Source organism: Pseudoalteromonas sp. 68 DY56-GL68, assembly GCF_041414825.1.
In the GTDB taxonomy this organism is placed as follows: domain Bacteria; phylum Pseudomonadota; class Gammaproteobacteria; order Enterobacterales; family Alteromonadaceae; genus Pseudoalteromonas.
In genome coordinates this window covers 1-25,203 of record NZ_JAOCZL010000009.1, presented here as the reverse complement: position 1 = coordinate 25,203, position 25,203 = coordinate 1, and the positions used below count along the sequence as shown (strand labels likewise).

27 protein-coding genes and 1 rRNA gene are annotated in these 25,203 nt (G+C 40.2%); 7 read left to right on the top strand and 21 right to left on the bottom strand.

Annotation, left to right across the window (positions count from 1 at the left end; translation table 11 throughout):
- Positions 1-275: 275 nt before the first annotated feature.
- The gene (locus NYF15_RS06645; protein ID WP_237120524.1) at positions 276-758 is read left to right on the top strand and encodes an RNA-binding protein; all 483 of its coding nucleotides are present in this window, start codon (positions 276-278) and stop codon (positions 756-758) included.
- On the opposite strand, the gene murI is transcribed toward NYF15_RS06645, so the two are convergent.
- Both murI and NYF15_RS06635 read right to left on the bottom strand, forming a co-directional pair.
- Positions 718-1,512 carry a glutamate racemase gene (gene murI / locus NYF15_RS06640; RefSeq protein WP_341803427.1) on the bottom strand — a complete coding sequence of 265 codons (795 nt, stop codon included), beginning with the start codon at positions 1,510-1,512 and terminating at the stop codon, positions 718-720. The two genes, NYF15_RS06645 and murI, sit on opposite strands and share 41 nt — an antisense overlap.
- A gap of 61 nt (positions 1,513-1,573) precedes the next feature.
- Positions 1,574-2,695: a DUF5610 domain-containing protein gene (locus NYF15_RS06635; RefSeq protein ID WP_371353125.1), complete on the bottom strand. Its 1,122-nt coding sequence runs from the start codon at positions 2,693-2,695 to the stop codon at positions 1,574-1,576.
- 165 nt (positions 2,696-2,860) lie between these two features.
- Here NYF15_RS06635 and trmA point away from each other — a divergent pair, with 165 nt between their 5' ends.
- On the top strand, positions 2,861-3,958 hold the full coding sequence (trmA, locus tag NYF15_RS06630) for a tRNA (uridine(54)-C5)-methyltransferase TrmA (protein ID WP_341803429.1): 1,098 nt from the start codon (positions 2,861-2,863) through the stop codon (positions 3,956-3,958).
- Positions 3,959-3,960: 2 nt separating this feature from the next.
- Here trmA and NYF15_RS06625 read toward each other — a convergent pair whose 3' ends face one another.
- From NYF15_RS06625 to ccoG, 5 genes are all read right to left on the bottom strand, one after another.
- A complete protein-coding gene (locus tag NYF15_RS06625; RefSeq protein WP_371353124.1) occupies positions 3,961-4,416 on the bottom strand; it encodes a DUF523 domain-containing protein in 456 nt (151 codons plus the stop codon).
- Positions 4,417-4,475: 59 nt separating this feature from the next.
- A complete protein-coding gene (locus NYF15_RS06620) occupies positions 4,476-5,114 on the bottom strand; it encodes a thiol:disulfide interchange protein DsbA/DsbL (protein ID WP_130149096.1) in 639 nt (212 codons plus the stop codon).
- An 18-nt stretch (positions 5,115-5,132) separates the two neighbouring features.
- Positions 5,133-5,756 carry a thiol:disulfide interchange protein DsbA/DsbL gene (locus NYF15_RS06615; protein ID WP_371353123.1) on the bottom strand — a complete coding sequence of 208 codons (624 nt, stop codon included), beginning with the start codon at positions 5,754-5,756 and terminating at the stop codon, positions 5,133-5,135.
- 32 nt (positions 5,757-5,788) lie between these two features.
- On the bottom strand, positions 5,789-6,763 hold the full coding sequence (locus tag NYF15_RS06610; protein ID WP_371353122.1) for a serine/threonine protein kinase: 975 nt from the start codon (positions 6,761-6,763) through the stop codon (positions 5,789-5,791).
- 66 nt (positions 6,764-6,829) lie between these two features.
- A complete protein-coding gene (gene ccoG, locus NYF15_RS06605) occupies positions 6,830-8,260 on the bottom strand; it encodes a cytochrome c oxidase accessory protein CcoG (RefSeq protein WP_237120516.1) in 1,431 nt (476 codons plus the stop codon).
- 283 nt (positions 8,261-8,543) lie between these two features.
- Between ccoG and NYF15_RS06600 the strand changes: the two genes are divergently transcribed.
- Together NYF15_RS06600 and NYF15_RS06595 are read left to right on the top strand one after the other, a co-directional pair.
- Positions 8,544-8,903, top strand: a complete 360-nt coding sequence (locus NYF15_RS06600; RefSeq protein WP_237120515.1) for a hypothetical protein — start codon at positions 8,544-8,546, stop codon at positions 8,901-8,903.
- Positions 8,903-9,109 (top strand): hypothetical protein, encoded by a 207-nt coding sequence (locus NYF15_RS06595; protein ID WP_371353127.1) that lies wholly within the window; start codon positions 8,903-8,905, stop codon positions 9,107-9,109. The genes NYF15_RS06600 and NYF15_RS06595 overlap by 1 nt, the downstream gene beginning before the upstream one ends.
- A gap of 1 nt (position 9,110) precedes the next feature.
- Here NYF15_RS06595 and NYF15_RS06590 read toward each other — a convergent pair whose 3' ends face one another.
- The 13 genes from NYF15_RS06590 to gspC form a co-directional block, all read right to left on the bottom strand.
- On the bottom strand, positions 9,111-9,725 hold the full coding sequence (locus tag NYF15_RS06590; RefSeq protein ID WP_371353121.1) for a UPF0149 family protein: 615 nt from the start codon (positions 9,723-9,725) through the stop codon (positions 9,111-9,113).
- A 23-nt stretch (positions 9,726-9,748) separates the two neighbouring features.
- Positions 9,749-10,507, bottom strand: coding sequence for a type II secretion system protein N (locus NYF15_RS06585; protein WP_371353120.1), 759 nt, complete (start codon positions 10,505-10,507; stop codon positions 9,749-9,751).
- A gap of 3 nt (positions 10,508-10,510) precedes the next feature.
- Entirely contained in the window at positions 10,511-10,984 is a 474-nt protein-coding gene (gene gspM / locus NYF15_RS06580) for a type II secretion system protein GspM (RefSeq protein ID WP_062567046.1), read from the bottom strand.
- Positions 10,981-12,192: a type II secretion system protein GspL gene (gene gspL / locus NYF15_RS06575; protein WP_371353119.1), complete on the bottom strand. Its 1,212-nt coding sequence runs from the start codon at positions 12,190-12,192 to the stop codon at positions 10,981-10,983. The genes gspM and gspL overlap by 4 nt, the downstream gene beginning before the upstream one ends.
- Positions 12,189-13,181, bottom strand: a complete 993-nt coding sequence (gene gspK, locus NYF15_RS06570; RefSeq protein WP_130149102.1) for a type II secretion system minor pseudopilin GspK — start codon at positions 13,179-13,181, stop codon at positions 12,189-12,191. Before gspK ends, gspL begins: the two co-directional genes overlap by 4 nt.
- Entirely contained in the window at positions 13,181-13,798 is a 618-nt protein-coding gene (gspJ, locus tag NYF15_RS06565) for a type II secretion system minor pseudopilin GspJ (RefSeq protein WP_371353118.1), read from the bottom strand. The genes gspK and gspJ overlap by 1 nt, the downstream gene beginning before the upstream one ends.
- Entirely contained in the window at positions 13,798-14,172 is a 375-nt protein-coding gene (gene gspI / locus NYF15_RS06560; protein WP_130149087.1) for a type II secretion system minor pseudopilin GspI, read from the bottom strand. The genes gspJ and gspI overlap by 1 nt, the downstream gene beginning before the upstream one ends.
- Positions 14,172-14,771 (bottom strand): prepilin-type N-terminal cleavage/methylation domain-containing protein, encoded by a 600-nt coding sequence (locus NYF15_RS06555; protein WP_193987923.1) that lies wholly within the window; start codon positions 14,769-14,771, stop codon positions 14,172-14,174. The genes gspI and NYF15_RS06555 overlap by 1 nt, the downstream gene beginning before the upstream one ends.
- Before the next feature lie 52 nt (positions 14,772-14,823).
- On the bottom strand, positions 14,824-15,246 hold the full coding sequence (gene gspG, locus NYF15_RS06550) for a type II secretion system major pseudopilin GspG (RefSeq protein WP_130149085.1): 423 nt from the start codon (positions 15,244-15,246) through the stop codon (positions 14,824-14,826).
- Between the two features lie 77 nt (positions 15,247-15,323).
- Complete coding sequence (gspF, locus tag NYF15_RS06545; RefSeq protein ID WP_237120512.1) at positions 15,324-16,559, bottom strand: type II secretion system inner membrane protein GspF; 1,236 nt, start codon at positions 16,557-16,559, stop codon at positions 15,324-15,326.
- 2 nt (positions 16,560-16,561) lie between these two features.
- The gene (gene gspE / locus NYF15_RS06540; RefSeq protein WP_371353117.1) at positions 16,562-18,127 is read right to left on the bottom strand and encodes a type II secretion system ATPase GspE; all 1,566 of its coding nucleotides are present in this window, start codon (positions 18,125-18,127) and stop codon (positions 16,562-16,564) included.
- Positions 18,120-20,183: a type II secretion system secretin GspD gene (gene gspD, locus NYF15_RS06535; RefSeq protein WP_237120511.1), complete on the bottom strand. Its 2,064-nt coding sequence runs from the start codon at positions 20,181-20,183 to the stop codon at positions 18,120-18,122. The genes gspE and gspD overlap by 8 nt, the downstream gene beginning before the upstream one ends.
- Positions 20,184-20,205: 22 nt before the next feature.
- Positions 20,206-21,150 (bottom strand): type II secretion system protein GspC, encoded by a 945-nt coding sequence (gspC, locus tag NYF15_RS06530; protein WP_371353116.1) that lies wholly within the window; start codon positions 21,148-21,150, stop codon positions 20,206-20,208.
- 206 nt (positions 21,151-21,356) lie between these two features.
- Between gspC and hslR the strand changes: the two genes are divergently transcribed.
- The 3 genes from hslR to NYF15_RS06515 all read left to right on the top strand — a co-directional run bounded on the left by hslR (position 21,357) and on the right by NYF15_RS06515 (position 24,438).
- Entirely contained in the window at positions 21,357-21,779 is a 423-nt protein-coding gene (hslR, locus tag NYF15_RS06525; RefSeq protein WP_371353126.1) for a ribosome-associated heat shock protein Hsp15, read from the top strand.
- Between the two features lie 10 nt (positions 21,780-21,789).
- Positions 21,790-22,635 carry an Hsp33 family molecular chaperone HslO gene (gene hslO, locus NYF15_RS06520; RefSeq protein ID WP_371353115.1) on the top strand — a complete coding sequence of 282 codons (846 nt, stop codon included), beginning with the start codon at positions 21,790-21,792 and terminating at the stop codon, positions 22,633-22,635.
- Between the two features lie 264 nt (positions 22,636-22,899).
- Positions 22,900-24,438, top strand: coding sequence for a phosphoenolpyruvate carboxykinase (locus NYF15_RS06515; protein ID WP_130149078.1), 1,539 nt, complete (start codon positions 22,900-22,902; stop codon positions 24,436-24,438).
- Between the two features lie 492 nt (positions 24,439-24,930).
- Here NYF15_RS06515 and rrf read toward each other — a convergent pair.
- Positions 24,931-25,045, bottom strand: a 5S ribosomal RNA gene (rrf, locus tag NYF15_RS06510).
- Between the last annotated feature and the right edge of the window lie 158 nt (positions 25,046-25,203).

Here is a 25,203-nt window from a genome sequence, read left to right as displayed (position 1 = left end):
TTCAGCGTCTTTCGTTGCTGCCCGCCGTGTCAGTGGGGTCGCATTATAGGGAGATCCAAAAACAGATCAACCCTTTTTTTAGATCTTTTTACTGTTTGCTCAAAAAGCGAACTAAATTTACCTAAAACAACAAAACATGCTGCAATTATGACTGTTTTTTAAGCCAATATTCATAATTTAATGCAAATAACATTGCTATGTTCATTTAACACGTTAAGATAGCAAGCTCACAATGTTAAATTAATGTTTATTTCCTGTTTATTGGTAGATCTAAAATGAAATTACCCGATCAAAAATCTTTTCTTTTCTCTATTATTATTGCTGTATTAGGTTTTGTCGTTGTTAAGTTTGCATTTGCAAGCTTAGCCTTAGACCCTGCGTTGCTGTTTGGTGCAGGTTTATTAATTGGTGCTTTAGTGATTGCCGTTGTTGCATCACCGGTAAGTGAGGAGGCTGAAGTAAAAACAAAAACACTTTATGTTGGCAATCTTCCTTACCGTGCTAATGAAGGTGTCGTTCGTGCTTTATTCGAAGAACAAGGCAAAGTGTTCAACGTCCGTCTATTGAAAGATAAAAACACTGGTAAGCGACGTGGATTTGGTTTTGTTGAAATGGCTGAAACCGATGCAGACAAAGCAATCAATCAGTTGAATGATAGTGAATTCCAGCAACGCACTTTGAAAGTGCGTGAGGCAAAACAAAAACAAGAAGGTGAAGCTAGTAACTTTCGTCAGGAGTCTGATCAGTCAACTCTATAAGCTCGATGCTTAATTGCGAAGCATCAATAGGAGCCGTTGCGTAATAACGCAGCGGCTTTTTTGTATCTATTGATAAGTCAAATTGATGTTTCATTAATAAGCTACTTACCCTATTGGCAATCGCTTTACCGGAATCAATTAACTTTACCGGCTTCTCAAAGCGCATCGTTAATGTATTTGCTAATAAAGGAAAATGTGTGCAACCTAACACAAGTACATCAATATCATCAGCAATATTAAGTGAGGCTATTTCTTCATTAAACTCATAGTTAGATAATGAATGAGTATGAAACAATGTTTCAGCTAATTCTACCAGCTTAGTTGAAGCATATAAGCTCACTTTAGTATTTTTACCATGTTCTTTGATAAGTGCTTTAGTGTAATGACTATTTACAGTTGCAGGTGTGGCAAGTAGACCGATATGTTTTGTTTTACTTATTAAGCAAGCGGGTTTAATTGCAGGTACCACACCTACAATTTCAATATGAGTGTGCTTGCGAATGATGTTGAGTGCAGAGGTCGAAGCTGTATTACAGGCTATTACTAAGATATCAACTTTCAATGCACTACTTTCAATGAAATGGATTAAAGCCAGTAAGCGTTGAATGATCTTTTGCGGCGGTTGAGCACCATAGGGCAATAGTGCATTGTCCATAAAGTAACTATAAGTGGCTTCAGGTAGCAGTTGTTGAATTTGCTCAAGTACAGTAGTGCCTCCAATACCTGAATCAAATACCATGATATGAGCTGACAAACTACTTTCCCCTGAAAATCAAAGGTCAGCAGTTTGCCATGCAGTTATTTAAAAAGAAAGCTTACGCTTTTAGCTCTTCGATATCTGCGTTGATCTTATTCATCTGCTCAAGCATAGTCTTGGTATAATCAACTAACTTGCTCACTTCTTCTTTATCTTGATTTAACCACTCTAAAATACCGGCAAGTTGATTTTGTAAACCAAGTTCATTTGCCTTATTCAAGGTTTCTTTCAAGTCATCGTTAAATGGTGCTATCTTTTCTGCCACATCTTTTTCAGGAGTAGGTCTGACTTGTTCGTAGCCTTTTATGCTTGCAACGGTCTTTGTTTGTCTAAGATCCATAGAAAAGGCAACAAGCTGCTCATTACCTAAATTAAGTTCCTGCGCCTCTTTAAAAGCTTCATCTAATGAACCAGAAAAAAAGGTCTCGCTCACTCCTTGTAAATCTTCCATAAGCGCATTAATTGCTTCTTGCTCTCGTTCATTTAATTCACCATTCACTGACATCGAAAATGAAAGCTCACGAGATTGTGATGACTCACTTACAAATGCTTCATTTCCACCACGCTTACTATAAGCACTGGCAGATTGGCTAGTATACGCATCTGCAAAACTGATACTCACTTCATCGCCTTCTGCTGTCGTGAATGTATACTCAGCATTATTTCGTAAACTTACATACTGTGCTTGGCTTACCGATACAGAAGCTGGCTTAGGGTTAAAAAGACTTTCCTCAAGTTGATCTATACCATTGAAGATACCTTCTTTTGATTTCTCAATACCTTCTTCAATATCATCATTTAGTAGATTTGAACCTTTCAGCTCTTCATAAGCCTCATCAACTCCCATTTGAACGCCTTTTCGGGCTTCACCTAACATACTTTTAAGCTTTTCGTCATCTGCACCATCCGCTTTTGCTTTGCGAATAGCGCCGCCAACAAAATCAAGTACATTCTTAACGATTGCTTCAAAGTCAAACAGGGGCTTATCTTTTTTTTCTTCTACTACAGGTAACCCTAACTCAGCGGCAAGTTTATCGCCGAGTACTTTGGCAGCTAACTCTCGCCCTTTTTGCTGATAGCTATCATGAGCACTTTGAATTGTAGGCTGCTGCAATGGTTGCTTACCATTGTACTTATTTACGTTTGTATTAGGCATATAGCCTTGGTTGCCAATTTTCATGATCCGACTCCATGTGATGATTACCTCATTATCGGCTAAAAGTTAGAAAACTTAAGTTTTCTGTATAAAAAAACAACACCAAAAATAAGTAACAAAACTAGACAAATCTTCTATGCCCCCTACAATAGCGCCGATATAAAGCTAAGAGATAAAAGGTAATCAGCCATGGCGGTTATAAAAATTGATACAACTCAATATGATGCACAACTAAGTGAAAAGGAGCAGCGCATCTTTTCACAGTTTCAACGTTTCGGTGTTGAAAAGTTAGAAGTATTTAGCTCTGATCCAATTCACTACCGTCAACGAGCTGAGTTTCGCGTGTGGCATGAAGGTGATGATCTATTTCATATTATGTTTGATCAACAAACCAAAGAGAAAATTCGCGTTGAGAGCTTTGACCCTGCTGCGCCTTTAGTCGGTGAAGTTATGCAGGCGATGATTGAAAACTTAAAAGGGTGTGAAATCCTACGCCGCAAATTATTTCAAATCGATTACCTATCAACTTTAAGTGGTGAGATTCTTGTCAGTTTGCTGTATCACAAGCCCTTATGTGATGAATGGTTAGAGGCAATTAAAGCACTAAAAGCAAAACTCAGTACACAATTTAACATCGACTTTATTGGCCGCGCACGTAAACAAAAAGAAGTGATTGGTAATGACTACGTCGTAGAGCGCCTAAACGTTAATGGTAAAGAGCTTATTTATCAACAAGTAGAAAATAGCTTTACCCAACCAAATGCCAAAGTAAATATTAAGATGCTTGAATGGGCACAAGCACTTTGTGAGCCATTAGAGAATGATTTACTCGAACTATACTGTGGTAATGGTAACTTCTCGATTGCTTTAGCGAACTCGTTTGATCGTGTACTCGCAACTGAAATTTCTAAATCATCTGTTTACTCTGCACAATATAATATTGCACAAAATAAAGTGGATAACTTAGATATCATTCGCATGTCGAGTGAAGAGTTTACGCAAGCTATGAAAGGTGAACGCACGTTTTCTCGCTTAGAAGGCATTGATCTGAAAAGTTATAATTGTCAGAGTATTTTAGTTGATCCACCCCGTGCAGGAATGGATACACTCACCTGTGATCTCGTAGCCAATTACGACAATATTATCTATATATCATGTAATCCAGATACGCTTGAACGCGACCTTGAACACCTTAGTAAAACACACGAAGTTAAACGCTTTGCTATATTTGATCAATTTCCATACACGCATCACATTGAGTCTGGTGTATTTTTACAACGTAAATAAGTTCAGTTTTCTGCCAGTGCTGCAAATAGCGCTGGCAATTGCTCTTCACTGAACACCTCTATATTATTACTTTGTAATAACCGTGCGGTTAAACCCATCCCTATAACTTTATGCCCTGTATGGCTGCCATCATAGATAGTGTTACGCCCGCAGGATGGACTGGATTCTTTTAGTAAAGCAAAACGAATTTTATGCTTTTGGCAAATTTTTAAGGCTTGTTCTGCTCCTGCGATAAATTCAGCAGTGACATCTTCAGCATCTTTCGTTAACACTCGATCTTCTTTAATTTCAGCGGGCGGCCTTGGGATAGGTAAACCACCAGCCACTTCGGGACAAAAGGAAACTAACCTTTTTTGTTGTTTGAGTGATTCTAACCCAGGGTGTAATAGGTTTTGCGATTGGCCATCGTAGCGTACAGGACTCCCCAGTAAACAGCTTGATACTAAAACTTTTTCCATATGTTCTTCACCAATAAAAAAGCTCCGCGAGCGGAGCTTATTAATATACTTTGCTTATATTATTTATCAGCTAAATAGTTTATAAGGTCAGCCATACCTTTTGCATCACTGATACCTGACTCAGCACCTAAAATTAAACGATATTTACCATTCACAATGAATGTTGGTACACCTTTTAATGCGCCTTTTTGTTTGTAGTACTCTTGATCGCGTTTCATTTTTGATGCCATCGTACGTACAGAAAAGCTATTGTAGTATTTATCAAAATCAGCTTCCGTTACGCCTTGTGATACGAAGATATCTTTCATATCTGCTAATTCATTGATTCGTGCACGTTTACCATGAATATGATTAAAAACAGCAGCCACTAAAGCATCTTTTTGTGGTAACACAGCCGCAGTTGCATAAGCTTGGGCTAACATAGACTGAATTTCTGGATCACGAGGTCCTGAAAAGTCTACATGGCTCTTTTTAAAAGCAACACCGTCATTCAAAAGCGGCTTTAGCTGTGCAACGATTGATTCAAAGCTATTACAATGCGGACAATAAAATGAGAAAAACTCTTTTACTTCAGGCTTTTTAGAAGCGCGCGCATCAAATGCTTCGTAATGCTTACCTTCTTCATATTGTGCAGCCGCTGCATTCGCTGCCAATCCTAATGTCATCGCCAATAAGGTGGCTTTAACTAACTTAATCATTACTTCTACACTCCAAAATTATTGTTCTAGTAAAAACTTAACCAGCTCATCAAGCTGCTCTTGGCTCTTGATGGTGTTTAAGTTTATTTTATATTTATCATTTACAATAAATGTTGGTACGCCTGTTAGTGCACCGATTTGTGAATACTTATTTTGTTTGTCTTGCATCGCTTTTTCTGCACTAATTACTGGCATGCTTGCGATTTCAGCATCAAATACTTCATTACTAATACCGTTCGTTGCAAGTAATGCTTTCACATCTTTAATATTTTGTAGTGGCGCACGTTGAACATGGATGCTATGAAAAATTTGATCTGCTACTTGCTCACCCTTTCCTTGTTGCTTAGCAATAAGGTAAGCATAGCTTAGGTTACTCTGTGTTTGTTTTGACACCCCACCTAAAAAGTTAACGTGGTTTTTAACAAACTCAGTGCCCTCTGGCAGCGCTGCGGTCAATGCTTTAGCCACTGGCTCAAACTTAAAACAGTGTGGGCAATAAAAAGAGAAAAACTCTGTCACTTGCGGGGTAGCACTTTTTTCAACTTTCAATACTTCATACTGGTTACCTGCTTTGAAGTCAGCCGCAAATGCAGCAAAAGGTAAACATAGAATGAGTAGACTTAACTTTAATTTTTTAAACATTGTTTTCTCGTCTTTACTTATCTTTTTAAAATTTATGGTAATAATTTTAACGGGGCTTCTTGTAATGCCGCAAGCTGTTCTTTTAGAGCCAGTATTTGTTGCTCCCAGTATTTGTCTTCTGCGAACCAAGAAAAGTTCCGTGGAAATGCAGGATCATCCCAGCGTTTTGCTAGCCACCCCATATAATGCACCATTCGCATGGCACGTAATGGTTCGATGAGTTTAAGCTGATTATGATCAAAATCACAAAACTCTTCGTACGCCGCAACTAAGGTATCTAACTGTAACAGTTGGTTATTACGATCGCCACTTAACATCATCCATAAATCTTGAATGGCAGGACCTTGACGACTATCATCCAAGTCTACAAACATAAGTGCATCACCTGACCAAAGAATATTGCCAGCGTGACAATCACCATGCAGGCGGGTTGTTTCAACATTTTTATACTGAGCCGTCGTCTCGTTAATAACCAAATCCAAAATAGTATAAAACGGATTTTCAAGGGCCATAGGCACTAAGTTACTCGCTTGCAAATGAACTTTCGCTGTCTGTAAATATTCTTCGCAGCTAATTTCAGGGCGATGAGAAAAGGATTGTGCCTTTGCAGTTTGATGCATCCGCCCTATTAAGCGCCCAAGGACATCGAGTTGATCTAAGTTATCAACTTCAAAAATCCGCCCTCCTACGCTTGGGAATAATGCAAACAAATATCCATTATGTTCGAAGAGACTCTCACCTTCTCTACAAACCGGCGCAACAACAGGCACTTCAGCTTCCGCGAGTTCAAACGCAAAAGCATGTTCTTCAAGTATTTGCTCCTTAGTCCAGCGTTCAGGCCTGTAAAACTTAACAACATAACGATAACCATCCTCAGCTTTAAACTGATAAACACGATTTTCGTAGCTATTTAAAGCCAATAGCCCTGACTCTGCGTAAATTCCGATACTTTCTACGGCATCTAAAATTGAATCTGGCGTAAGGTCGACAAAACTAAATTTACTCATAACGTCCCATTATATAAAAAAAGCGGGAAAACCCCGCTTTTTATTGTATGTGCTCAGTGTACTTAATTATTGTCCCTTAAAGAAGTTGCTGGGCTGTGAAATCTGCACATCAGGCTCTGAATCGACAGAAAGTACAAACTCAAACTTAGTCATAGGCTTTTTCAAATCATAAGGGTCGACGACTAAAGATAGAGGCACATTGTATGATTCCCCAGAAGGAACAGTAAATGTTTGTTTACCTATATATTCAAAGTTATCTAACCCTTCTACAGCAATATTAAAGGTTTGCTCATACTGTGCTTTATTGATGACTTTAAGTGTATAGGTATTCTCTACCAAGCCATTAAAGTCAACGCGATAAAGTTGATTTCGGTCACGAATAATATCGAGTTCCATCGGCTTGCGCATCGCAATATTTGCAACCAGTGCTCCTGTTAAAACAACAAGAATTACCATATAACCTATCAACTTAGGACGTACAGCATGTGTTTTATTTTCAGGTGTTTCTAAGTTACGTTCTGTTGTGTAGGAAATGAGTCCTCTTGGATAATTCATTTTATCCATAACTCCATCACACGCATCAATACAAGCACCACAGTTAATACACTCATACTGCAGACCGTTACGAATATCTATACCCGTTGGGCATACCTGTACACACAAGTTACAATCTATACAGTCACCCAGTCCCAACTCTTTCGGGTCTTGTTTACGTGAGCGAGGGCCTCGGTTTTCACCACGAGCTTCATCATAGCTCACCGTGAAAGTATCTTTATCGAACATAGCCGATTGGAAACGTGAATATGGACAAATATGTAAGCACATAATTTCGCGCATCCAGCCTGCATTCCCATAAGTACATACCGCAAATAAGGCAATACAGCCATAGGAGTAAGCCGTTGCATCGAGTGTAAATACGTCAGGAAGTAAGTCTCTTATCGGTGTGAAATAACCAACAAAAGTCAAAGCTGTATAGAATGAGAATAGCCACCAGCTACTATGTTTTGCGGTTTTTCGCCAGAACTTGTCAAAATCCATTGGCCGTTGATCGAGTTTTTTTCGCTGATTAGCTGTGCCTTCAAACTTCTCTTCAAACCAAATAAAAATAAATGTCCAAACCGTTTGTGGACATGTGTATCCACACCAAACTCGCCCGTAAAAGGTCGTCACTAGGAATAAAGCAAACGCTGCTAACATCAAGATAAACGCTAAAATAGTAAGGTCTTGAGGCCATAGGGTTAAACCGAAAATATTAAATTTTTGACCAACAAGGTCAAATAATACCGCTTGTTGACCCTGAAAGTTAATCCAAGGCAGCAACATAAAAGCAAGCATGCCAATAAAGCCAATACGCTGTCTCAATAGTTGATGTAAACCGGAAACAGCTCTTACGTATATTCGGTTGCGAGGGTTAAATCTATCATCAAGGGAAGCGTTTTCCGGTTTCTGGATCTTTACTTCCGTTGGGATATTTTTAACCTTAATTTGTTTATCCATTAAAATTCCTCAACGCCACTAGGAAATAAATACTCAAACATTATGTTTGTAGTTTACAGATATAGACAATCCGTGAATAAATTAGAATGCATCTCATTACGTTCAAAGATTTCTGAAATTTCCAATTCATCAAAATCATTATACTCAATCTCTAAAAAATTTCAGGGATTGATCACGAATATGTCTGCTTAAATTATTTCATCGTATCTGCTTGCTTTTAAATTGGCCATTTTATTAAACTTGCAACCATACCTTATTCATTCAGATCAAAGTTTGTTGTGCTATGAAAAAATTTCTCATTTTAGTGCTTATAATTTTAGCATTATTCACTATTGATCACCCGTTGATCAAAGAGCCAAGAGAGAAACTACTCGGTGATGGCATTGGCTTTCTTTCCAATGCTAGCAAAGTCAACAGAAGCCCTGCCGCAAACATGGCAAAAAATAATATTAAGTCACAACTAAATTTGTCAGCTTCTGAGCAGGAATACGTCGAAGAAACATTCATAACCGATGAGAAGTTGCAGGTATTTCACCTACGCTATTGCCGAGAGAAAGATATCAACATCTACTTTTATGGTGAGCGTTTAGAGAATGTATGTAGTATTGTTTCAAGTGCATTGAAAGAAAGGCTAAATAAGTGATGGATTTTTCGACTCTGAATAAAAAAGCCAGTGATTCATTTGCAAAGCAGCGTAACTTACTAAAAAAATTAGCTAAGGGACGAACACTATACTGTGAAACCTGCAAAGGTGTTCTTACCCTTGATTTGCAAACAGACCAACCAGGAAAAGGCGTTGTACGCTGCAAAAATGGTTGTACTGATATTATTTTGGAATTAGGTAGTTAGCCTAATTCCAACCCTCATCATTGTACAGCTGACTGTTCATAGCAACCACCTCAATTAACTCAGCAAAGCCCGCTGCAAACTCCCCCATCAACTCGTATTGTTGCTGACAAAGCTGCCCCTCTGTTAGTTCATATTCACTGGCAATTGCGGCAATATCTAATTGCGATAAGCTAAAAAAGCCTAAACTTTGATGAGCGGTATCTAGTGCGGCTTTAAACTCTTCACTAAGCAAAGGCGCCGCTAATAATTTAGCAATATAGTCTTTTGCTCCAAGTAAGAAGCCTTGACTCCAATGCTGGCACTCTTGAATATCCAAATATTGTTGCTGTTTTGAATTGACCTGCAAACTGACAGGCAAACTAAACCCAGTTCCAAAAACCTGCTCACTGATCTGCTGATACAATGCCATAAATGCAAACAACACCTGTTCATCCATTTGCCCATCACATCCTGGGCAAACCTGTTCGAGCCACTGATGGACATCAAGAGGTTCTGGCGCACAAATAACAGCAAATAAGTAGCCTTGTGTTTGCGCTAAAGACAGGGCACTTTTTTGCTCTGAAAGAAAGTGTGTTAATAACACGCTTTGTTCAGGTGAAAACTCAGGAATTTGCATATTACTTCTACTATTTACCTAAATTAGAAATTTAATGGGTAACGACCTTCACTATCAGGGCGACCAAGAAATTTAGTTGCATCATGTACTTCTTTAGGAAGACTTGCTTCTGGTTTGATATACCCTGCAACCTTAAAGTCTAGATTCGCTTTTAACGTTGCATCCGCTTCTAAACCTAAGCGGTTTTCAGGGTCAACTAGTACAGCGATATCACCAGACTTACAGCTTAAACGACCACTTAAAGGCCCAACACTAAACCAGCCATTTAATCCTTTGACATCAATGTTTGGACTCGCTATTTCACCTGCTAACGTATCGCAGTACGGTTGACCTGAACTGTACTCATCTAAGTCAACAATTACACGCCCTTGCGCACTAACAGGGAGTGGTAATTGTAAACGCGCCATTGCACGTTCAACGGTTAATCTTAAAACTGCATTCTTGATATCTATGGCTTGGTTAAACAAACCATATGAAAAGTCAGCACGACCGGAGATATCAGCTTTGTCTCTAGGATCACCAAAGCGCACTGTACCAACGAGCTTGCCACTAAAGAGTGACCAGCCCGAAATCTGCCAACGCACATTATTCAGTTGTTCATTTTCAAAACGCGCTTGCATGACACGCCCATCCCATAATGAACCGCTGGCTTTACCTAGTTGTAATTGTTTAGGTAGGTATGGAGCGGCTAAATCAAGCGCTACAGCAGCCGGTGTTTTCACTATAGTGAAGACCAAAAAGCACAGTAAAAAAATGGCGACTAATAAAATTGTTTTCTTCATCGTCTACTTCTCTAATACCAACCGACTTACACGAACAAAGCCTGATTTATCATCTTTACTTAAATCCAAATTCTCAATAAGTACTCCTTGAGAATTAACAAGCTCATCAAGCCATTCAACTAATTTATTGAATTCAACAGAGTCAATTGTCAAACGAAGCGAGTTATCGTTTGGTTGCATTTTACTAATAGTGATTTGATAGCGATTACGCGTACTATTTACTATTTGGCTTAAGCTGCGATCATTGGTTACACGAGCACTTCCACTGGCTTTAAGCTTAATGATGCTCTCATCAACCCAAGCAAGCAATTCTTGCTGCTTTATGTTGTCTTGCTCTGCTTTTTCTATTGCATTGTTTAGGGGTCTAAAAATACCCATCACTAATACAAAAATAACAAAAACAGCACCGGCAATCATCACAAGTTGTTGCTCTTGCTCTTTTAAAGAACGCCAATAATTGACTAGTTGCTCTTTCATGCTGCACCTCGCAATTTGATCTCTCCGACAACAAAGTCGCCATCATTATTTAGCGATCCTTGATCAACGGTTAAACCTCGTTGCTCCAAAATTGCTTTCACCTTACCAAATGACTGAAAATCTTTACCTCTAGCACGGATCCGTAATTCATTTCGTCGTTGATCATAGCGAAGTGTTTCAGGCGAAAAATCTTTTACTTCATCGAAAATCGATACTAAATCACTCGTTAAATCTAAGAAACCTGCTGTACTCCCACCATCTAACAAGGCTAGTTCACTGCGGATCTGGCTACGTATTAACTGCGGTCGCACTTTTTTATCGGGAAACGCACGTTGATAGTTAGATACCACTTGAGTCTTTGTTTGCTCTATTTGGCTATTGAGTTTATAAAGCTCTAGCGACTTAACGCCAACACTACACACTAACGCAACACCTGCTGCAATAGCGGCTTTTTTCCAGTATCCCCACCAAATAGCAGACTTCTTCTTTAACTGATACATGCCTTGGCGTAAGTTAAAGCTGGTAGTAGGTAGCTGTATAGCAAACAATGCTAATGGAAGGTCATAAGACTCTGTTTTAGCTATCAGATTAACCGTATCAGGAAAGCCTACAGCAGGACTGTAATGTATGACATCAGGGTTATTTAAAGCTGTCAAATAACCTTCTAACCAATCAGACTCAACCACTGCCACGTGCCAATCACCTAATTTGCATAACCACTGTTTATTTAACTCAATCACACTCAGTTGATTAACTTCATCTGAGCTTGGTAATAGTAATGCGTCAGGTAGTATTTTAAAGACTTCTAAATTATGTTCGTTAAACTGGGCTAACCATTGCTCAAACCATTCTCTGTCTGCCATGGCAATATTAATCGCATGCTTGTCACCAACCATTGTTGACTCTGCAATTGCGATAAATAGCTCATCAACATCACACGCTATCTCTTCTTCAAGCATGTAAGGGAGGGCTTGTTCTAACTTACGGTTCCACTTAGTTGGGAGCTCAACAGTCTTCAGTTGTACCTGATCGCTTGGCAGTAGCACTATCACTTCTCTTGATTGTGCTTTTTCTGCTAATTCACCTAATTGTGTCGCTGCTGCTATTTCGCCGCTAGCAATGATTTCTTGTTCTGTAGGTGAGTAAATAAGCCAATTTAGGCTATCTGTTAATGTTCGACCCGTACGGATCAACAATATTTCTGTCACTGTACGCCTCCAAATTTTCGCGCCAGTATCGTTACTTTACCATTATTGGCATGCAGTAAGGTGGTCATCGAAAAACGCAGCTCAACAAATTCAGCTTGCGTCTGTAGTTTAAAATATTCACTGTTGATGGTGAGCAAGTCTTTCACGGCATCCACATTTTGTCCGCCTTGTTGCTTAACTTCCTCAAAAAATTCTTCTATATCATCAAACCCTTTATCTGGTCGTGATGATAAAACACTTTGCGCACCTGACAGGCTTAAACCGTCTATCAAGGAGCTTAAAATAATTGCACTTTCCGTTGGTAAGGTATTAACGTTAATAGCCAAGTTCTCGTTGCCTGGAATGACACATACGAATGGCAGCACTTTTTCCATAACCAAAGGGTTAAACCCTTTAACCAAGCGTAATTCAGAGGTAGACGCAAATAAGCTATTTGCGGTCATATACGGATATTTACGCGATAAATACTCATCTTCTTCTGCTCCCGAACGATAGGTGATGCTGTCTTCATCTAACCAATCGTATACACTATCAGCCATCGCTTCTTCTGATTCATCAGCAGGCAAATCTTCAATATTCTCAAGTAGGGCTAGTAATGCTTTGTGTGCAGGGTTTGTGGTGTTCGATGAACCACTTTGTTGCACCGGTTTTGCATGCAGCGCATTGAGGTTTAAACAGGCTTGTAGATCAGTAATAGTGCCACTTAAGGTGCCATTATCAACAGGATAAGGAACACCGCCTTGCTGTGCCCAAACTTGCCCTAGATTCGTACTATCAGGATCATCTTTCTTGGCTTGGTTTATCGCCTTAATAGCCAGTTCCTCAGCGGCAAATGCATACCACTTAGCCTGTTGGTGACCTTGGATGTTTGTGCTGCGCTGTACTTGCACCATTAGATTTGCACTCATTTCGACTGCCAACATGGCCGCAAGTGCAACAATAAATAGAACAATAACAAGTGCTGCGCCTTTTGAACGCTTTAAGGACATCATGATTGACTCTCAACACCGCCTTCGCCCGGCACTAAAAAGACGCGACGAATAGGCTCTTGTTCTATTTTCTGGATTGTAACAGCAACTGCTTTAGGCAATGCTTTTATTTGCCATTGCTCTTGCCACTCATTTTTGTCATCAAGAAATTCAAACTTTAAGTCTTCGATACCTTCAAGCAGTATTTGTGAGCGTGGCTCCATATTATCTAATTGATCAACATACACGCGATATACACGCTCTAGTTTATCGTCAATAACGCGGTAGCCAACAGCTTGTAATTCTGAACGTGGCAACAAGTTAATGGGATTGACCCAGCCATCGCGTACAAACCCAATCCCATCATACTGACTATCCAAAACATACCGTCCTGTCAGAATATAGGTTTCTTGAAAGTCCCCAGCTTCATTACGCACTTGTCTTTTCGTCATTTGACTGAAGTCTTGGTCCATTAAACGAAATGTTGTTTGAAAACCATTAAGCTCGGCAATTGTTTCATCAGACGCGTCTTTTGCTTTTGTGGTTGAGTCTAAAATTTGATGAGTCGATAAAACCACAAAGGCTAGAATCCCCATGGCTATGATTACTTCCAGTAAGGTAAAACCGCGTTGCTTCACTACTTATCACCTTTGTTTAAGTAAGTGGACAACTCATAAACCGGATCCGCGAGTTTTTCATCAGTGAATATATTAATAGTCACTTTTACAAAGCTTTTATCTGCAGTAGGTACAACATCTTGACGCCAATACCATTCATAACCAGCGAGTGTTTCAGTCCCTTTTGTACCGTTTTTTCCCTGCCACTCACGGCCTTTAGCCCGTTGCTCAACCATCACATTCTCAGCAACCCATGAAGCATATGTTTGCTCTTCAATCGTAGCGAGATGATTTATATGCTCACCCGTTGCCTGCATTGCTGCAATACCTGCCATAGCGCATATAGCCAAGGCAACCATCACTTCAAGTAATGTAAAACCAGCTGCTTTAATCACTATTCAGGCTCCCTACGAAATTGGACCGGAGCCATAAACTCACCTTCAATAAAATAAATAGGCTCTCGCGCATTCTCAAGTTCGTAAGTAAGTTGAAAGGCACTCACTTCACCCGAGGATAAAATAAGCACTTGCGGTATTTTTAACTTTTTGAGTTCAAGTAAACTATCTTCATCCCCGCCACTCATAAGCTCACGCCAATTAGATTGCTCTAATAAGTTATCCTGTGCCCAAGCCAAATCCTCAAGGTTTAAGGTTAGTTTAAAACGGTTATCGACTTCTACCGGTTCGAATAGCTTTTCGCGATCAAAGGTGACCCATTTTTCACCATCAAAAACGAGAAACTCAAATACGTTTTTATCTAAATGAAAACCTAATTCAACTTGATTCAATATGGCAAATTCTGATGCCAAATTGATTGTGGTGTGTAATCTTAGCGCTTGCTTTTCTAGCTCTTCTTCAGCACCACCATCAAAACTATAGGCGACCATTTTAGTAACAAAGCCGATCACTACCAGCACCATTAGTATTTCGATGAGGCTAAAACCTTTTGCGTGTTTTACGCCTCGAGCCAAATGCAAACGACCAAGGCTTACCATAACAGTAAGCCTTGATGTGTAGATTGAGTAAACATCTGGCTGAGTTTACACATTATTGCTTTTCTTCGTCCCAGTTACCGATATCATCATCAGTACCCGCTTCACCATCTGGACCCATTGAGAAAATATCAACTTTACCAATTTCTCCTGGGCTAATTAGCTGATAAGGATTTCCCCATGGATCTTCCGGTAGTTTTTCAATAAAACCGCCTTCAGGAAAACGGCGAGGAATAGGCTCGATGCTTGTTTTATTCACTAATGCTTCAAGACCTTGCTCAGTGGTTGGATAGGTTTTATTTTTAAGCTTATAAAGACTCAGCGCGTCCTCAATTTGCTGAATATCTAAATGTGCTTTATCTATTGCAGCCTCTTCTTGCTGACCCATAATATTTGGCGCTACGATCGACATAATCATACCGATGATAACCAGCACCACCATAACTTCTAGTAAAGAGAAACCTGATTGTTTATTCACAAAATACCTCTAATTTTCTTCAATATTTATTATAAAACGTCACACCTTCATGATGCGTCGTTTTAACCTTCCTTAATTTAAAGACCAACAGCCTTGTTCATTGCCATAATAGGCTGGAGTATTGCCATAACGATAAACAATACAATAACAGCCATTGATGCGATCATCGCTGGCTCCAAAAGTTTTAAAGAGACATTCACCATACTCTCAAACTCTCGATCTTGGTTGTTAGCAGCACGTTCAAGCATTTGTTCTAACTCACCGGACTTTTCACCACTGGCGATCATATGAAGCATCATAGGTGGGAAAAGCTTAGTTTGCTGTAAAGCAGCACGAAGGCTTGCGCCCTCACTGACACGAGTTGCTGCATCTTGCACTGACCTCTTCATTTTTTCGTTGACTAACACCCCACCTGAGATACGCATACCTTCAAGTAATGGTACTGAACTCGACGACAAAATACTTAAAGTTCGCGCGAAACGTGCAGTATTAACACCACGTGCAACCTTACCTATACCTGGCATGTGCAGCACTTTATCATCAAACCAAAAGCGAATTTTTGGCTTCTTTAAAGCATGCTTGATAGCCACAGACACAGCTGTAATTACGATCAAACTAATAAACCAATAGTTCTGTACAAAGTTACTCGCAGCCATCACCCATTCGGTAGTCCAAGGTAATACTTGTTTAGACTTTTCGAATGTTTTTAATATTTTTGGAACAACAGTCCCCAATAATACAGACACAATGGCAATCGCAAACACCACCAAAATGGTTGGATACACCATTGCCTGTGTTATTTGACTACGCATATGTTGGCGTTGTTCCGTGTAATCGGCTAAACGATTTAAAACCTGATCTAAATGACCTGATTTCTCACCTGCTGCTACCATAGCACGGTATAGGTCATCAAACACATGTGGAAACTCACTCATTCCATCAGCGAGGGTATATCCTTCTACAACCTTTGAACGAACCGACATCAACATGCGCTTTAAACGGGGCTTTTCGCATTGCTCAGCCACCGCCATTACAGCCCCTTCAACAGGCAATGCAGATTGAATTAAGGTCGCTAGTTGGCGAGTGATTAAGGCTAAATCTGAAGTCGAAATTTTTGCTTTAAAAAAGCTGCCAAATAAGGTTTTTTTCGCTCCTTTAGCTTGCTTTTCACCTTCCGCCGCCGCAACAACCTCTAAAGGCATTAACCCTTGGTCACGTAGTGTCTGGCGAATTTGCTTTACCGTATCGGCTTCAAGAATGCCTTTTTTCTCTTTTCCTTTGCCATCGAGGGCACGGTATTCAAATGCAGCCATGGTTAACCTTCCTCACGTGTCACACGTAAGACTTCTTCCAATGTCGTTCGCCCTGCTAATACGCGGTTACAACCATCTTGGCGAATACTTGGGCTACGAGTTCGAATATATTTTTCAACACTTTGTTCGCCTTTGCCACTGTGAATCATCTCACGGATTGTCTCGTCAACAACAAGCAGTTCATGAATACCTGTACGACCACGATAACCATTGAAATTACACTCTTCACAGCCCACAGCGCGATAAATTGTTGGGGGCTCAGATGGGTTAACACCTAATAATTGACATTCTCGCTCATCTGCAACATGTCCTTCTTTGCAGCTATTACATAATGTACGCACTAGACGCTGTGACAGTACACCCAATAGTGATGATGAAAGCAAGAAAGGCTCTACGCCCATGTCTTCCATACGGGTAATTGCACCGGCAGCCGTATTAGTATGCAGTGTCGACATAACTAAGTGACCCGTTAGGGATGCTTGCACACCAATTTGGGCCGTTTCAAGGTCACGGATTTCACCAACCATTACAACATCGGGATCCTGACGAAGAATAGCCCGTAGGCCACGGGCAAAGGTCATATCCACTTTCGTATTTACCTGAGTCTGACCAATACCAGGGATCTCATACTCAATCGGATCTTCTACGGTCAAAATATTGCGGTCACGCGAATTAATCTGACTCATACCTGCATATAAAGTGGTACTTTTACCAGAACCTGTCGGGCCTGTTACCAAGATGATACCGTGCGGTTTACTGATAAGATCTGCAAATAGCTCTCGGTTACGCTCTGTCATGCCTAAATCTTCCAGGTTTAGGCGGGCATTATTTTTATCTAGTAGGCGCAGTACGACACGCTCACCAAAACTCGATGGCATGGTTGATACACGCACATCAACAGCACGACCCGCAATACGTAAACTAATACGACCATCTTGCGGGATACGCTTTTCAGCAATATCGAGCTTAGCCATAACCTTTATACGTGACACCAATAAAGAGGCGAGTTTACGATTTGGTTTTAATACTTCCTTTAAGACTCCATCAACCCTGAAGCGAATAACTAATTCTTGCTCAAAAGTTTCAATGTGAATATCGGACGCACCTTCTTTGATCGCTTCACTTAACATGGCATTAATCAGTTTGATGATTGGCGCATCGTCATCACCAGCAAGGAGATCTTCTGTTTGTGGCAATTCATCAGCTAATGAGAATAAATCAACCTCATTGCCAATATCTTCCATCATTTGCTGTGTTTCAGAACTATCTCGCTGATAAGATGCTTCAAGCAATAATTCAAACTTATCATCTGCCAGTTGCTCTAAAGTAAAGCTATGGCCTGCAATTCGTCGCACTTCAAGTAAAGCACTTACATCTAGTTCGCCACGATAATAAACTGTCCAGTTATCAGCATTTTTACTAAGTAATACGCCAACACGACGCGCATATGAAAATGGCAAACGTTTAGCTGGCAAACTGACAAGATCATCACTTGTTAAAAGCTCACCGTGCTCAGTTGGCTCGTTATGGACTAGCTCGTCATTAATCTCTGTAATTGCATCAGTCATCTTTGCGATCATCTGCGTTTTGTTGTTTTAAATATTCTTCGTACGTTGGTGGCAAGACTAAGGCATCATTCCACTCTGGCAAGATTGGCATTTCTGTCAATGGCATTAAATCAATCCCATCTTCTTTTTGTTTATGCTGCTCACCACGAATGAAATTATATTTCACATGACTGAGTTTATTCATACTCATGCCATCACGAACGATTGTAGGGCGAATAAATACAATTAAATTACGCTTACGCTTGCTGGTACTGGTTGAACGGAATAAATGGCCAAGTACTGGAATGTCACCAAGTAATGGTACTTTTGACACACTTTCTTGAACGTTTTCGTCAATCAAGCCGCCTAATACAACCATTCCACCATCATCGGCCATCACTGTGGTTTTAATTGCACGCTTGTCTAATGAAATATCAACCGCTGTTGCACCACTGACACTCGATACTTCCTGCTCTATCGTTAACTGTACAGCTGAGCCATCGTTAATTTGTGGCGTTACTTTAAGCTTTACACCAACTTCTTGACGTTCTACTGTTTGGAAAGGATTTGAGTTATCTGAGCCTGTTTGAGACCCTGTGATTATTGGCACTTCTTGACCAACAATCATTGATGCTTCTTCGTTATCCATAGTGGTTACTGACGGAGTAGCAAGAATATTGGAATTGGTATCAGAAGACACAGCTTGGATAATCGCGCCCCAGTCGTTTTTGACAATACCCATAGCTAAACCGTTAATACCACCAAGTAAGGTTGCAAGTGGACCTAAATCACCTTCTACAGTTCTTTCGATTGGCGTAACATTACTTGTTTCAGTGCCAATGACGTTATCTGTAATTGTTTTATCTCGCGCTTGTTCGGCGGCAACGGCCAATGAGCCCACTGGCACTGTAGTACCATTATTAAACTGCATCATCCCGCCTTGCTCTGAAATCCATTGCAGACCAAAGTTAATACCATCTGCTTCAAAAACTTCGACAATAATTGCTTCAACCAACACTTGAGCACGGCGTATATCAAGACGCTCAATCACTTGTTCCAATGAACGCATGGTGTCTGGTTGTGCAGTAATAACCAATGAATTTGAGTCTGGATGAGCTTCGATACTGGTTTCGTTTTGATTACGTGTACGAGTTTTAGTTGCGCCGCCTTGAGCATCTTCTGCAAGCGTTTTACTTACACCTTGTAAAACCTTAACAAGCTCATCTGCTTTCGCATAATTTAAATAGATAACCTTAGTATTACCTTGGTTCTCTAATTCACCATCTAAGCGACTAATAAGCTCAACTGCACGAGTTCGGGCTTGAGCTTCACCACTAACAATCACGCTATTGGTTCGACCGTCTGCCACCACTTTAGGAATTAAAAACTCAGGAACACTTCCCTTACCACTGTCTTTATAAATATTTTCAACAACAGAAACAACATCGTCCGCCGTTGCAAATTTAAGCTTTACGATATCAACACGCTTATCACCAGCTTGGTCAACGGAGCGAATAATTTCAACTAAACGATTTACTGATGCAGCATGTCCAGTCAGCATCATCACGTTAGCTGCATTAAAGTTTGCTACATGACCACCATCTTTTTGGTCGCTAAATTGACGTACTAATGGCCCTAACTCTTGAACGCTCACATTTTTAACACGCACAACGCGTGTCACCATCATGTCGCCGCTTGCTTGATTATCTTCTGTAATCAAAGGAACATTAGACTTTTTAGCGTCAGAGCTTTTCTCAATTTTGATGATACCGTTATCCATCTCTACCGCTGAATAACCATACACTTCAAGTACATTTAAGAAGAATTGATAATAGAGCTTCTCATCCATTAACTCATAACTACGCACATTAACTTTACCGCGCACATTAGGGTCAATAATGACTGTTTTATTTAGGTTTTTTCCAACAATATTAATGAATTCATTAATATCTGTTCCTTTAAAATTTGCAGCGTACTCTACAGCTGAAACTGAGAGCGATAATCCTGTTAACAAAAAAAGCGCTGCATATTTAGCTAACCCTTTTTTAATTTTTTTGAGGTGTAGCGCGTGAACCATTTTATAAAAACTCCAAAGCTAGTTATTGCAGGCTAAATTGCACATCAATTTGCTCACCATCCCGCTCGATAGTGATACTTGCGTCAGTACTATTGCGTAATTCGTTTATAGCCGACATCGCCTGTTTTAAATCATTTAATTGATAGCCATTTATAGCAACAGCTAAATCATTATTCATTAATCCCATTTGCTTAAATAGCTCTGGATCTTTACCAGGGCTTAAGCGATAACCCACAAGCTCACCATCAACCATCGCTTGCGATACACGAATATAGTCGAATAGTTTGCCAGGATCGTTTAATACTTCTTCGCGCGTTTCAATAATCGCTTCTTTAACGTCTTCATCTGCCGTTGGGTTTATTTCTCTTTCGGTATCAAAAGGCTGAGGGCCTTCCTGTAATTCGGGCTCCGTCTTTGCGGCCAACACAGGCATAGAGACTGTTTTAGTGAAATCAAGGCCATCTAACATCAATGTTTCAAAACGACCACTCACATCTAAAATAACCCGATCAGGCAAAACTTGAGCTAACTTAGCCCGTGTTCCTTGAATAGCATCATCGACTACATATGTTTCTTGTCTTCCTTGAGATTCAATAATTGCTAAACCTGCTTGGTCATCTTGGCTCACTGCAACAATGCCAGTTAAGTTGATACTTAACCGTGTTTCTGGGGCATTATTAATAACATGTGTTTGCTTAGCGGTAGGTTTTTTTGAGTCAACAATCACTTTTCCAAATAAATGCTGATCAATAATTTGTTGAGAACTGACAGTATCTGTGCGAGTTGTATTCAAACTTACTCGATTTGCAGGCAATACTTTTGCATTAGGCTCAGGCCATAACAACCAAAACAACTTAGATGACAAAAATGCTATATAAAAAACAACTAATAGCACTACAAATGCACTCAATTTGGCATGTGGTAGGCCATTCAAAAATTGTCTAACTTGTTGTAAGTGTTGATCCATAAACTTTAATTCTTATTTTAATTTACTGCCTAATAGCTGGCTTATAGTACCTTTTCATTTTTCATTCAACAAGCGCACATATATTAAACTTTGTAAACAGAGTGATTCTAACGAGTAGGAGTTCAAAGCAAGGCTTTGACTGTTTCTTTATAATTAAGTTTCATGATAAATTTTGCCTATATATTGAGTAGCTTTAGAAGAGCGTAATTGTGTCAAAAGTTAACACTAAACAGTCGCAAGACAAACAAGACGAGTTAAGCGTACGCCTGGATAAATGGTTATGGGCTGCACGCTTTTATAAAACCCGCTCAATAGCACGAGACATGGTACAAGGCGGTAAAGTGCATTATAATGGACAACGTACTAAACCAAGTAAAATAGTCGAAGTGGGTGCAGTAGTAAAACTACTACAAGGGGTCGACGAAAAGATAGTCACGATTGAAAAAATCCTTGATAAACGCCAAGGAGCCCCCATTGCACAAACCTTATACCAAGAAACTCAAGCAAGTATTGAGAAACGCGAAGCAAATGCTATCGCCCGTAAGAACAACAGCTTCTTTGCTCCACACCCTGATCGTAAGCCAGATAAAAAGCAAAGACGTGAACTGTTAAAAATGAAATCAAGTTAGGTAATGCTCCATGCAACAAGATTTACTTCATCGTTATATATTTGATCAACTCGATGTACGTGGTGAACTCGTACAAATAGACCAAACCTATCAAGAGATGATCGCTAACCACAATTATCCTGCCCCTGTGCAAGCTCTACTTGGTGAGTTACTTGTAGCAACTTGTTTACTCACAGCAACCCTAAAATTTGAAGGTGAGATAGCCGTCCAATTACAAGGAGACGGTCCAGTAAAATATGCTGTTATTAATGGCGATGATAAGCAAAATATGCGTGGCATTGCGCGCCTACAAGGTGAGGTGCAAGGGAACACAATTAAAGATTTAATCGGAAATGGTTATATGGTCATTACGATTACCCCAACAAAGGGCGAGCGTTACCAAGGTATTGTGCCTTTAGAGCACGATAGCCTAGATAAATGCCTTGAAAGTTACTTTGAACAATCAGAGCAATTGAAAACACGCTTATGGTTTGCAACAGAAGTGACAACTAACTCTGCCAAAGCGGCAGGCCTTTTCTTGCAAGTCTTACCGGTTAATAAAGAGAAATCTGTAGAAGACTTCACGCATCTAGAAGCACTCAGCAACACAATTAAGGATGAAGAATTACTTCACCTAGATGCAAATACAGTGCTTACTCGCCTATATCATGAAGATAACCCGCAGTTGTTTGAACCACAAAAAATTACTTTTCGTTGTGGATGCAGCCGTGAAAAAACAATTACTGCGTTAGTTAACCTTGGTCAAGACGCGTTACTTGAAGACGTAAAAGCAAATGGTGAAGTTAAAATTAGCTGTCATTACTGCCTAAAGGATTACATCTTTAACGAGCAAGATATTAAAGCTATTTTCAACTAAAGCAGCTCTTAATAATAATATTATATTAAAAGCCGTATTTATTACGGCTTTTTTGTACAATTTTATGACACCGGTATCATAAAAAACCACTCTTTCATGACACCGGTATCATTGAAATTATTCATGTTTTTTGCCAAATATATGTGTTTTTAAGGCCTTCAGACTCTCGAATATCCCTAATCCTTCTGTTACTATTATTTCAGCTTAAGGGAAATAAGAACCCCAGAGCTATCCCGTTCAATCTCACACAATTTAGGTATAAACATGACTGCAAACGCTACTCGTTTTGTCGATCTAACTGCAGCTGAACTTGTCGAACACGCAATCCGTCGTGGCGAAGGGACTTTAGCCGCTAATGGTGCTTTTGTTGCAAATACTGGTCGTCGTACTGGCCGCTCACCAAAAGACCGTTTCATTGTTCAAGAACCAAGTACTGAAAACGAAATCCAATGGGGTAACGTAAACCGTCCTTTCGATGCTGACAAATTCGACGCCTTATGGGCTCGCGTAGAAGCACATGTGCAAAGTAATGACCACTTCATCTCTCACCTAGAAGTTGGCGCAGACCCTGAGCACTATTTACCTGTTGTTGTAACAACAGAAACTGCATGGCATCACATCTTTGCCAAAAACATGTTTATCGAACCTGATACTTATAATGCATCTGATTTACCTCAGTGGCAGGTAATGAATGTCCCTTCTTTTGTTTGTGATCCAGAACGTGATGGCACAAATAGCGATGGCACAGTAATTATCAACTTTGCACAACGTAAAGTGCTACTGGCAGGTATGCGTTATGCCGGTGAAATGAAAAAATCAATGTTCTCTGTACAGAACTTCCTACTTCCTGCAAAAGGTGTATTACCAATGCACTGCTCTGCAAACGTAGGTGAAGCTGGCGACACTGCGCTATTCTTCGGTCTTTCTGGTACAGGTAAAACAACATTATCTGCAGATCCTACTCGTTTCCTAATCGGTGATGACGAGCACGGCTGGGCACCAGGTAGCGTATTTAATATCGAAGGTGGTTGTTACGCTAAATGTATCGATCTATCACAAAAGAATGAGCCTGTTATTTGGAATGCAATTCGCTTTGGTACAATCTTAGAAAACGTTGTACTTGACGAAAACCGTGTGCCAGACTTCCATGATACTAGTCTTACACAAAATAGCCGCGCAGCTTACCCTCTAGAGCACGTTGAAAAACGTAAAGTAGAAAACCGTGCAGGCGAACCAAAAGCCGTTGTATTCTTAACATGTGACGTAAGCGGCGTATTACCACCAGTTTCAGTACTTACTGAAGAAGCTGCAGCTTACCACTTCCTAAGCGGTTACACTGCAAAAGTAGGTTCAACTGAAATCGGCTCAACAAGTGATATTGAATCAACTTTCTCAACCTGTTTTGGTGCACCGTTCTTCCCACGCCCAGCAGGCGTTTATGCAGAGCTTCTAATGAAGCGAGTACGTGAATTCGGCGCTAAAGTATACCTAGTTAACACAGGTTGGACTGGTGGCCCTTACGGCACAGGTAAGCGTTTCGATATTCCGACTACACGTGCTGTAGTTGATGCAATCGTATCAGGTAAACTAGCAGATGTTGAAACTCAACACATCGACGTACTTAACCTAGATGTACCAGTTGCAGTTCCTGGCGTAGATAGCCAACTTCTTAACCCTATCAACACATGGGAAGATAAAGAGAAGTACGCAGAATACGCAAACAAGCTAGCATCTGACTTCACAGAAAATTTTGCAAAATACGACGTTTCTGAAGCAATCAAATCTGCAGGACCTAAAGCTTAATAACGAGCTTACTTCCTGAATAAAAACGCCAGCTATATGCTGGCGTTTTTGTTTTTACAGTAATAATGCGGGCATACAGCAGTGGCTTTACTTTAGTATTAGCGCAACCATTTTATTAATAACCTCTGTATTTTAGTCCCAAATAGAATCGGCTTCATCCCGTCCTATTCATCCCGTCCTATTCATCCCGTCCTACATAAGATCTACGCCCACGTAGTCTCATCACGCGATGTAAAATCGCGACGACACACAAAAAGCCGCTGAATTTCCACAAAGGGGTTTCGCTTATTTGGAGCCATGGTGGGCTACGCAGTGGATATCCTGCTTTTTATGGTATCTGCCACACTCTCATTATATTGGATGGCTTATCGCGTAGCCGCGAGCTTACTCCACGTCATTGGCTCTTTATTCGCGGATAGAGCGCGATGTAAAATCGCGACGACATACGCAAAAAACCCGTTGCATTGCTGCAACGGGTTTCTTTAATTAGGAGCCTGGCGATGTCCTACTTTCACATGGCAAATGCCACACTATCATCGGCGCTGTTTCGTTTCACTACTGAGTTCGGCATGGGGTCAGGTGGGTCCAAAACGCTATTGTCACCAAGCAAAATGTGTTGTAAACGCGATATAAAATCGCGACTACTAAATTCGGAATGCTGATTGTAAGTAAATGTCTACTTTAGTGTCTTAACTTCTGTCGTTACGCTGTCATAAAACGCGTTTGGCGTTGTATGGTTAAGCCTCACGGGTAATTAGTACAGGT

Bases quoted from the DNA above. Each gene is read 5' to 3' on its own strand.
- NYF15_RS06620 (WP_130149096.1), bottom strand. From the start codon at position 5,114: ATGATTAAGTTAGTTAAAGCCACCTTATTGGCGATGACATTAGGATTG.
- gspF (WP_237120512.1), bottom strand. From the start codon at position 16,559: ATGGCTGCATTTGAATACCGTGCCCTCGATGGCAAAGGAAAAGAGAAA.
- NYF15_RS06595 (WP_371353127.1), top strand. From the start codon at position 8,903: ATGGATTTTTCGACTCTGAATAAAAAAGCCAGTGATTCATTTGCAAAG.
- NYF15_RS06625 (WP_371353124.1), bottom strand. From the start codon at position 4,416: ATGGAAAAAGTTTTAGTATCAAGCTGTTTACTGGGGAGTCCTGTACGC.
- trmA (WP_341803429.1), top strand. From the start codon at position 2,861: ATGGCGGTTATAAAAATTGATACAACTCAATATGATGCACAACTAAGT.
- ccoG (WP_237120516.1), bottom strand. From the start codon at position 8,260: ATGGATAAACAAATTAAGGTTAAAAATATCCCAACGGAAGTAAAGATC.
- hslO (WP_371353115.1), top strand. From the start codon at position 21,790: ATGCAACAAGATTTACTTCATCGTTATATATTTGATCAACTCGATGTA.
- NYF15_RS06590 (WP_371353121.1), bottom strand. From the start codon at position 9,725: ATGCAAATTCCTGAGTTTTCACCTGAACAAAGCGTGTTATTAACACAC.
- gspE (WP_371353117.1), bottom strand. From the start codon at position 18,127: ATGACTGATGCAATTACAGAGATTAATGACGAGCTAGTCCATAACGAG.
- NYF15_RS06615 (WP_371353123.1), bottom strand. From the start codon at position 5,756: ATGTTTAAAAAATTAAAGTTAAGTCTACTCATTCTATGTTTACCTTTT.
- NYF15_RS06585 (WP_371353120.1), bottom strand. From the start codon at position 10,507: ATGAAGAAAACAATTTTATTAGTCGCCATTTTTTTACTGTGCTTTTTG.
- gspD (WP_237120511.1), bottom strand. From the start codon at position 20,183: ATGGTTCACGCGCTACACCTCAAAAAAATTAAAAAAGGGTTAGCTAAA.
- NYF15_RS06555 (WP_193987923.1), bottom strand. From the start codon at position 14,771: ATGGTAAGCCTTGGTCGTTTGCATTTGGCTCGAGGCGTAAAACACGCA.
- NYF15_RS06515 (WP_130149078.1), top strand. From the start codon at position 22,900: ATGACTGCAAACGCTACTCGTTTTGTCGATCTAACTGCAGCTGAACTT.
- gspM (WP_062567046.1), bottom strand. From the start codon at position 10,984: ATGAAAGAGCAACTAGTCAATTATTGGCGTTCTTTAAAAGAGCAAGAG.
- gspK (WP_130149102.1), bottom strand. From the start codon at position 13,181: ATGTCCTTAAAGCGTTCAAAAGGCGCAGCACTTGTTATTGTTCTATTT.
- NYF15_RS06635 (WP_371353125.1), bottom strand. From the start codon at position 2,695: ATGAAAATTGGCAACCAAGGCTATATGCCTAATACAAACGTAAATAAG.
- NYF15_RS06610 (WP_371353122.1), bottom strand. From the start codon at position 6,763: ATGAGTAAATTTAGTTTTGTCGACCTTACGCCAGATTCAATTTTAGAT.
- NYF15_RS06600 (WP_237120515.1), top strand. From the start codon at position 8,544: ATGAAAAAATTTCTCATTTTAGTGCTTATAATTTTAGCATTATTCACT.
- gspC (WP_371353116.1), bottom strand. From the start codon at position 21,150: ATGGATCAACACTTACAACAAGTTAGACAATTTTTGAATGGCCTACCA.
- NYF15_RS06645 (WP_237120524.1), top strand. From the start codon at position 276: ATGAAATTACCCGATCAAAAATCTTTTCTTTTCTCTATTATTATTGCT.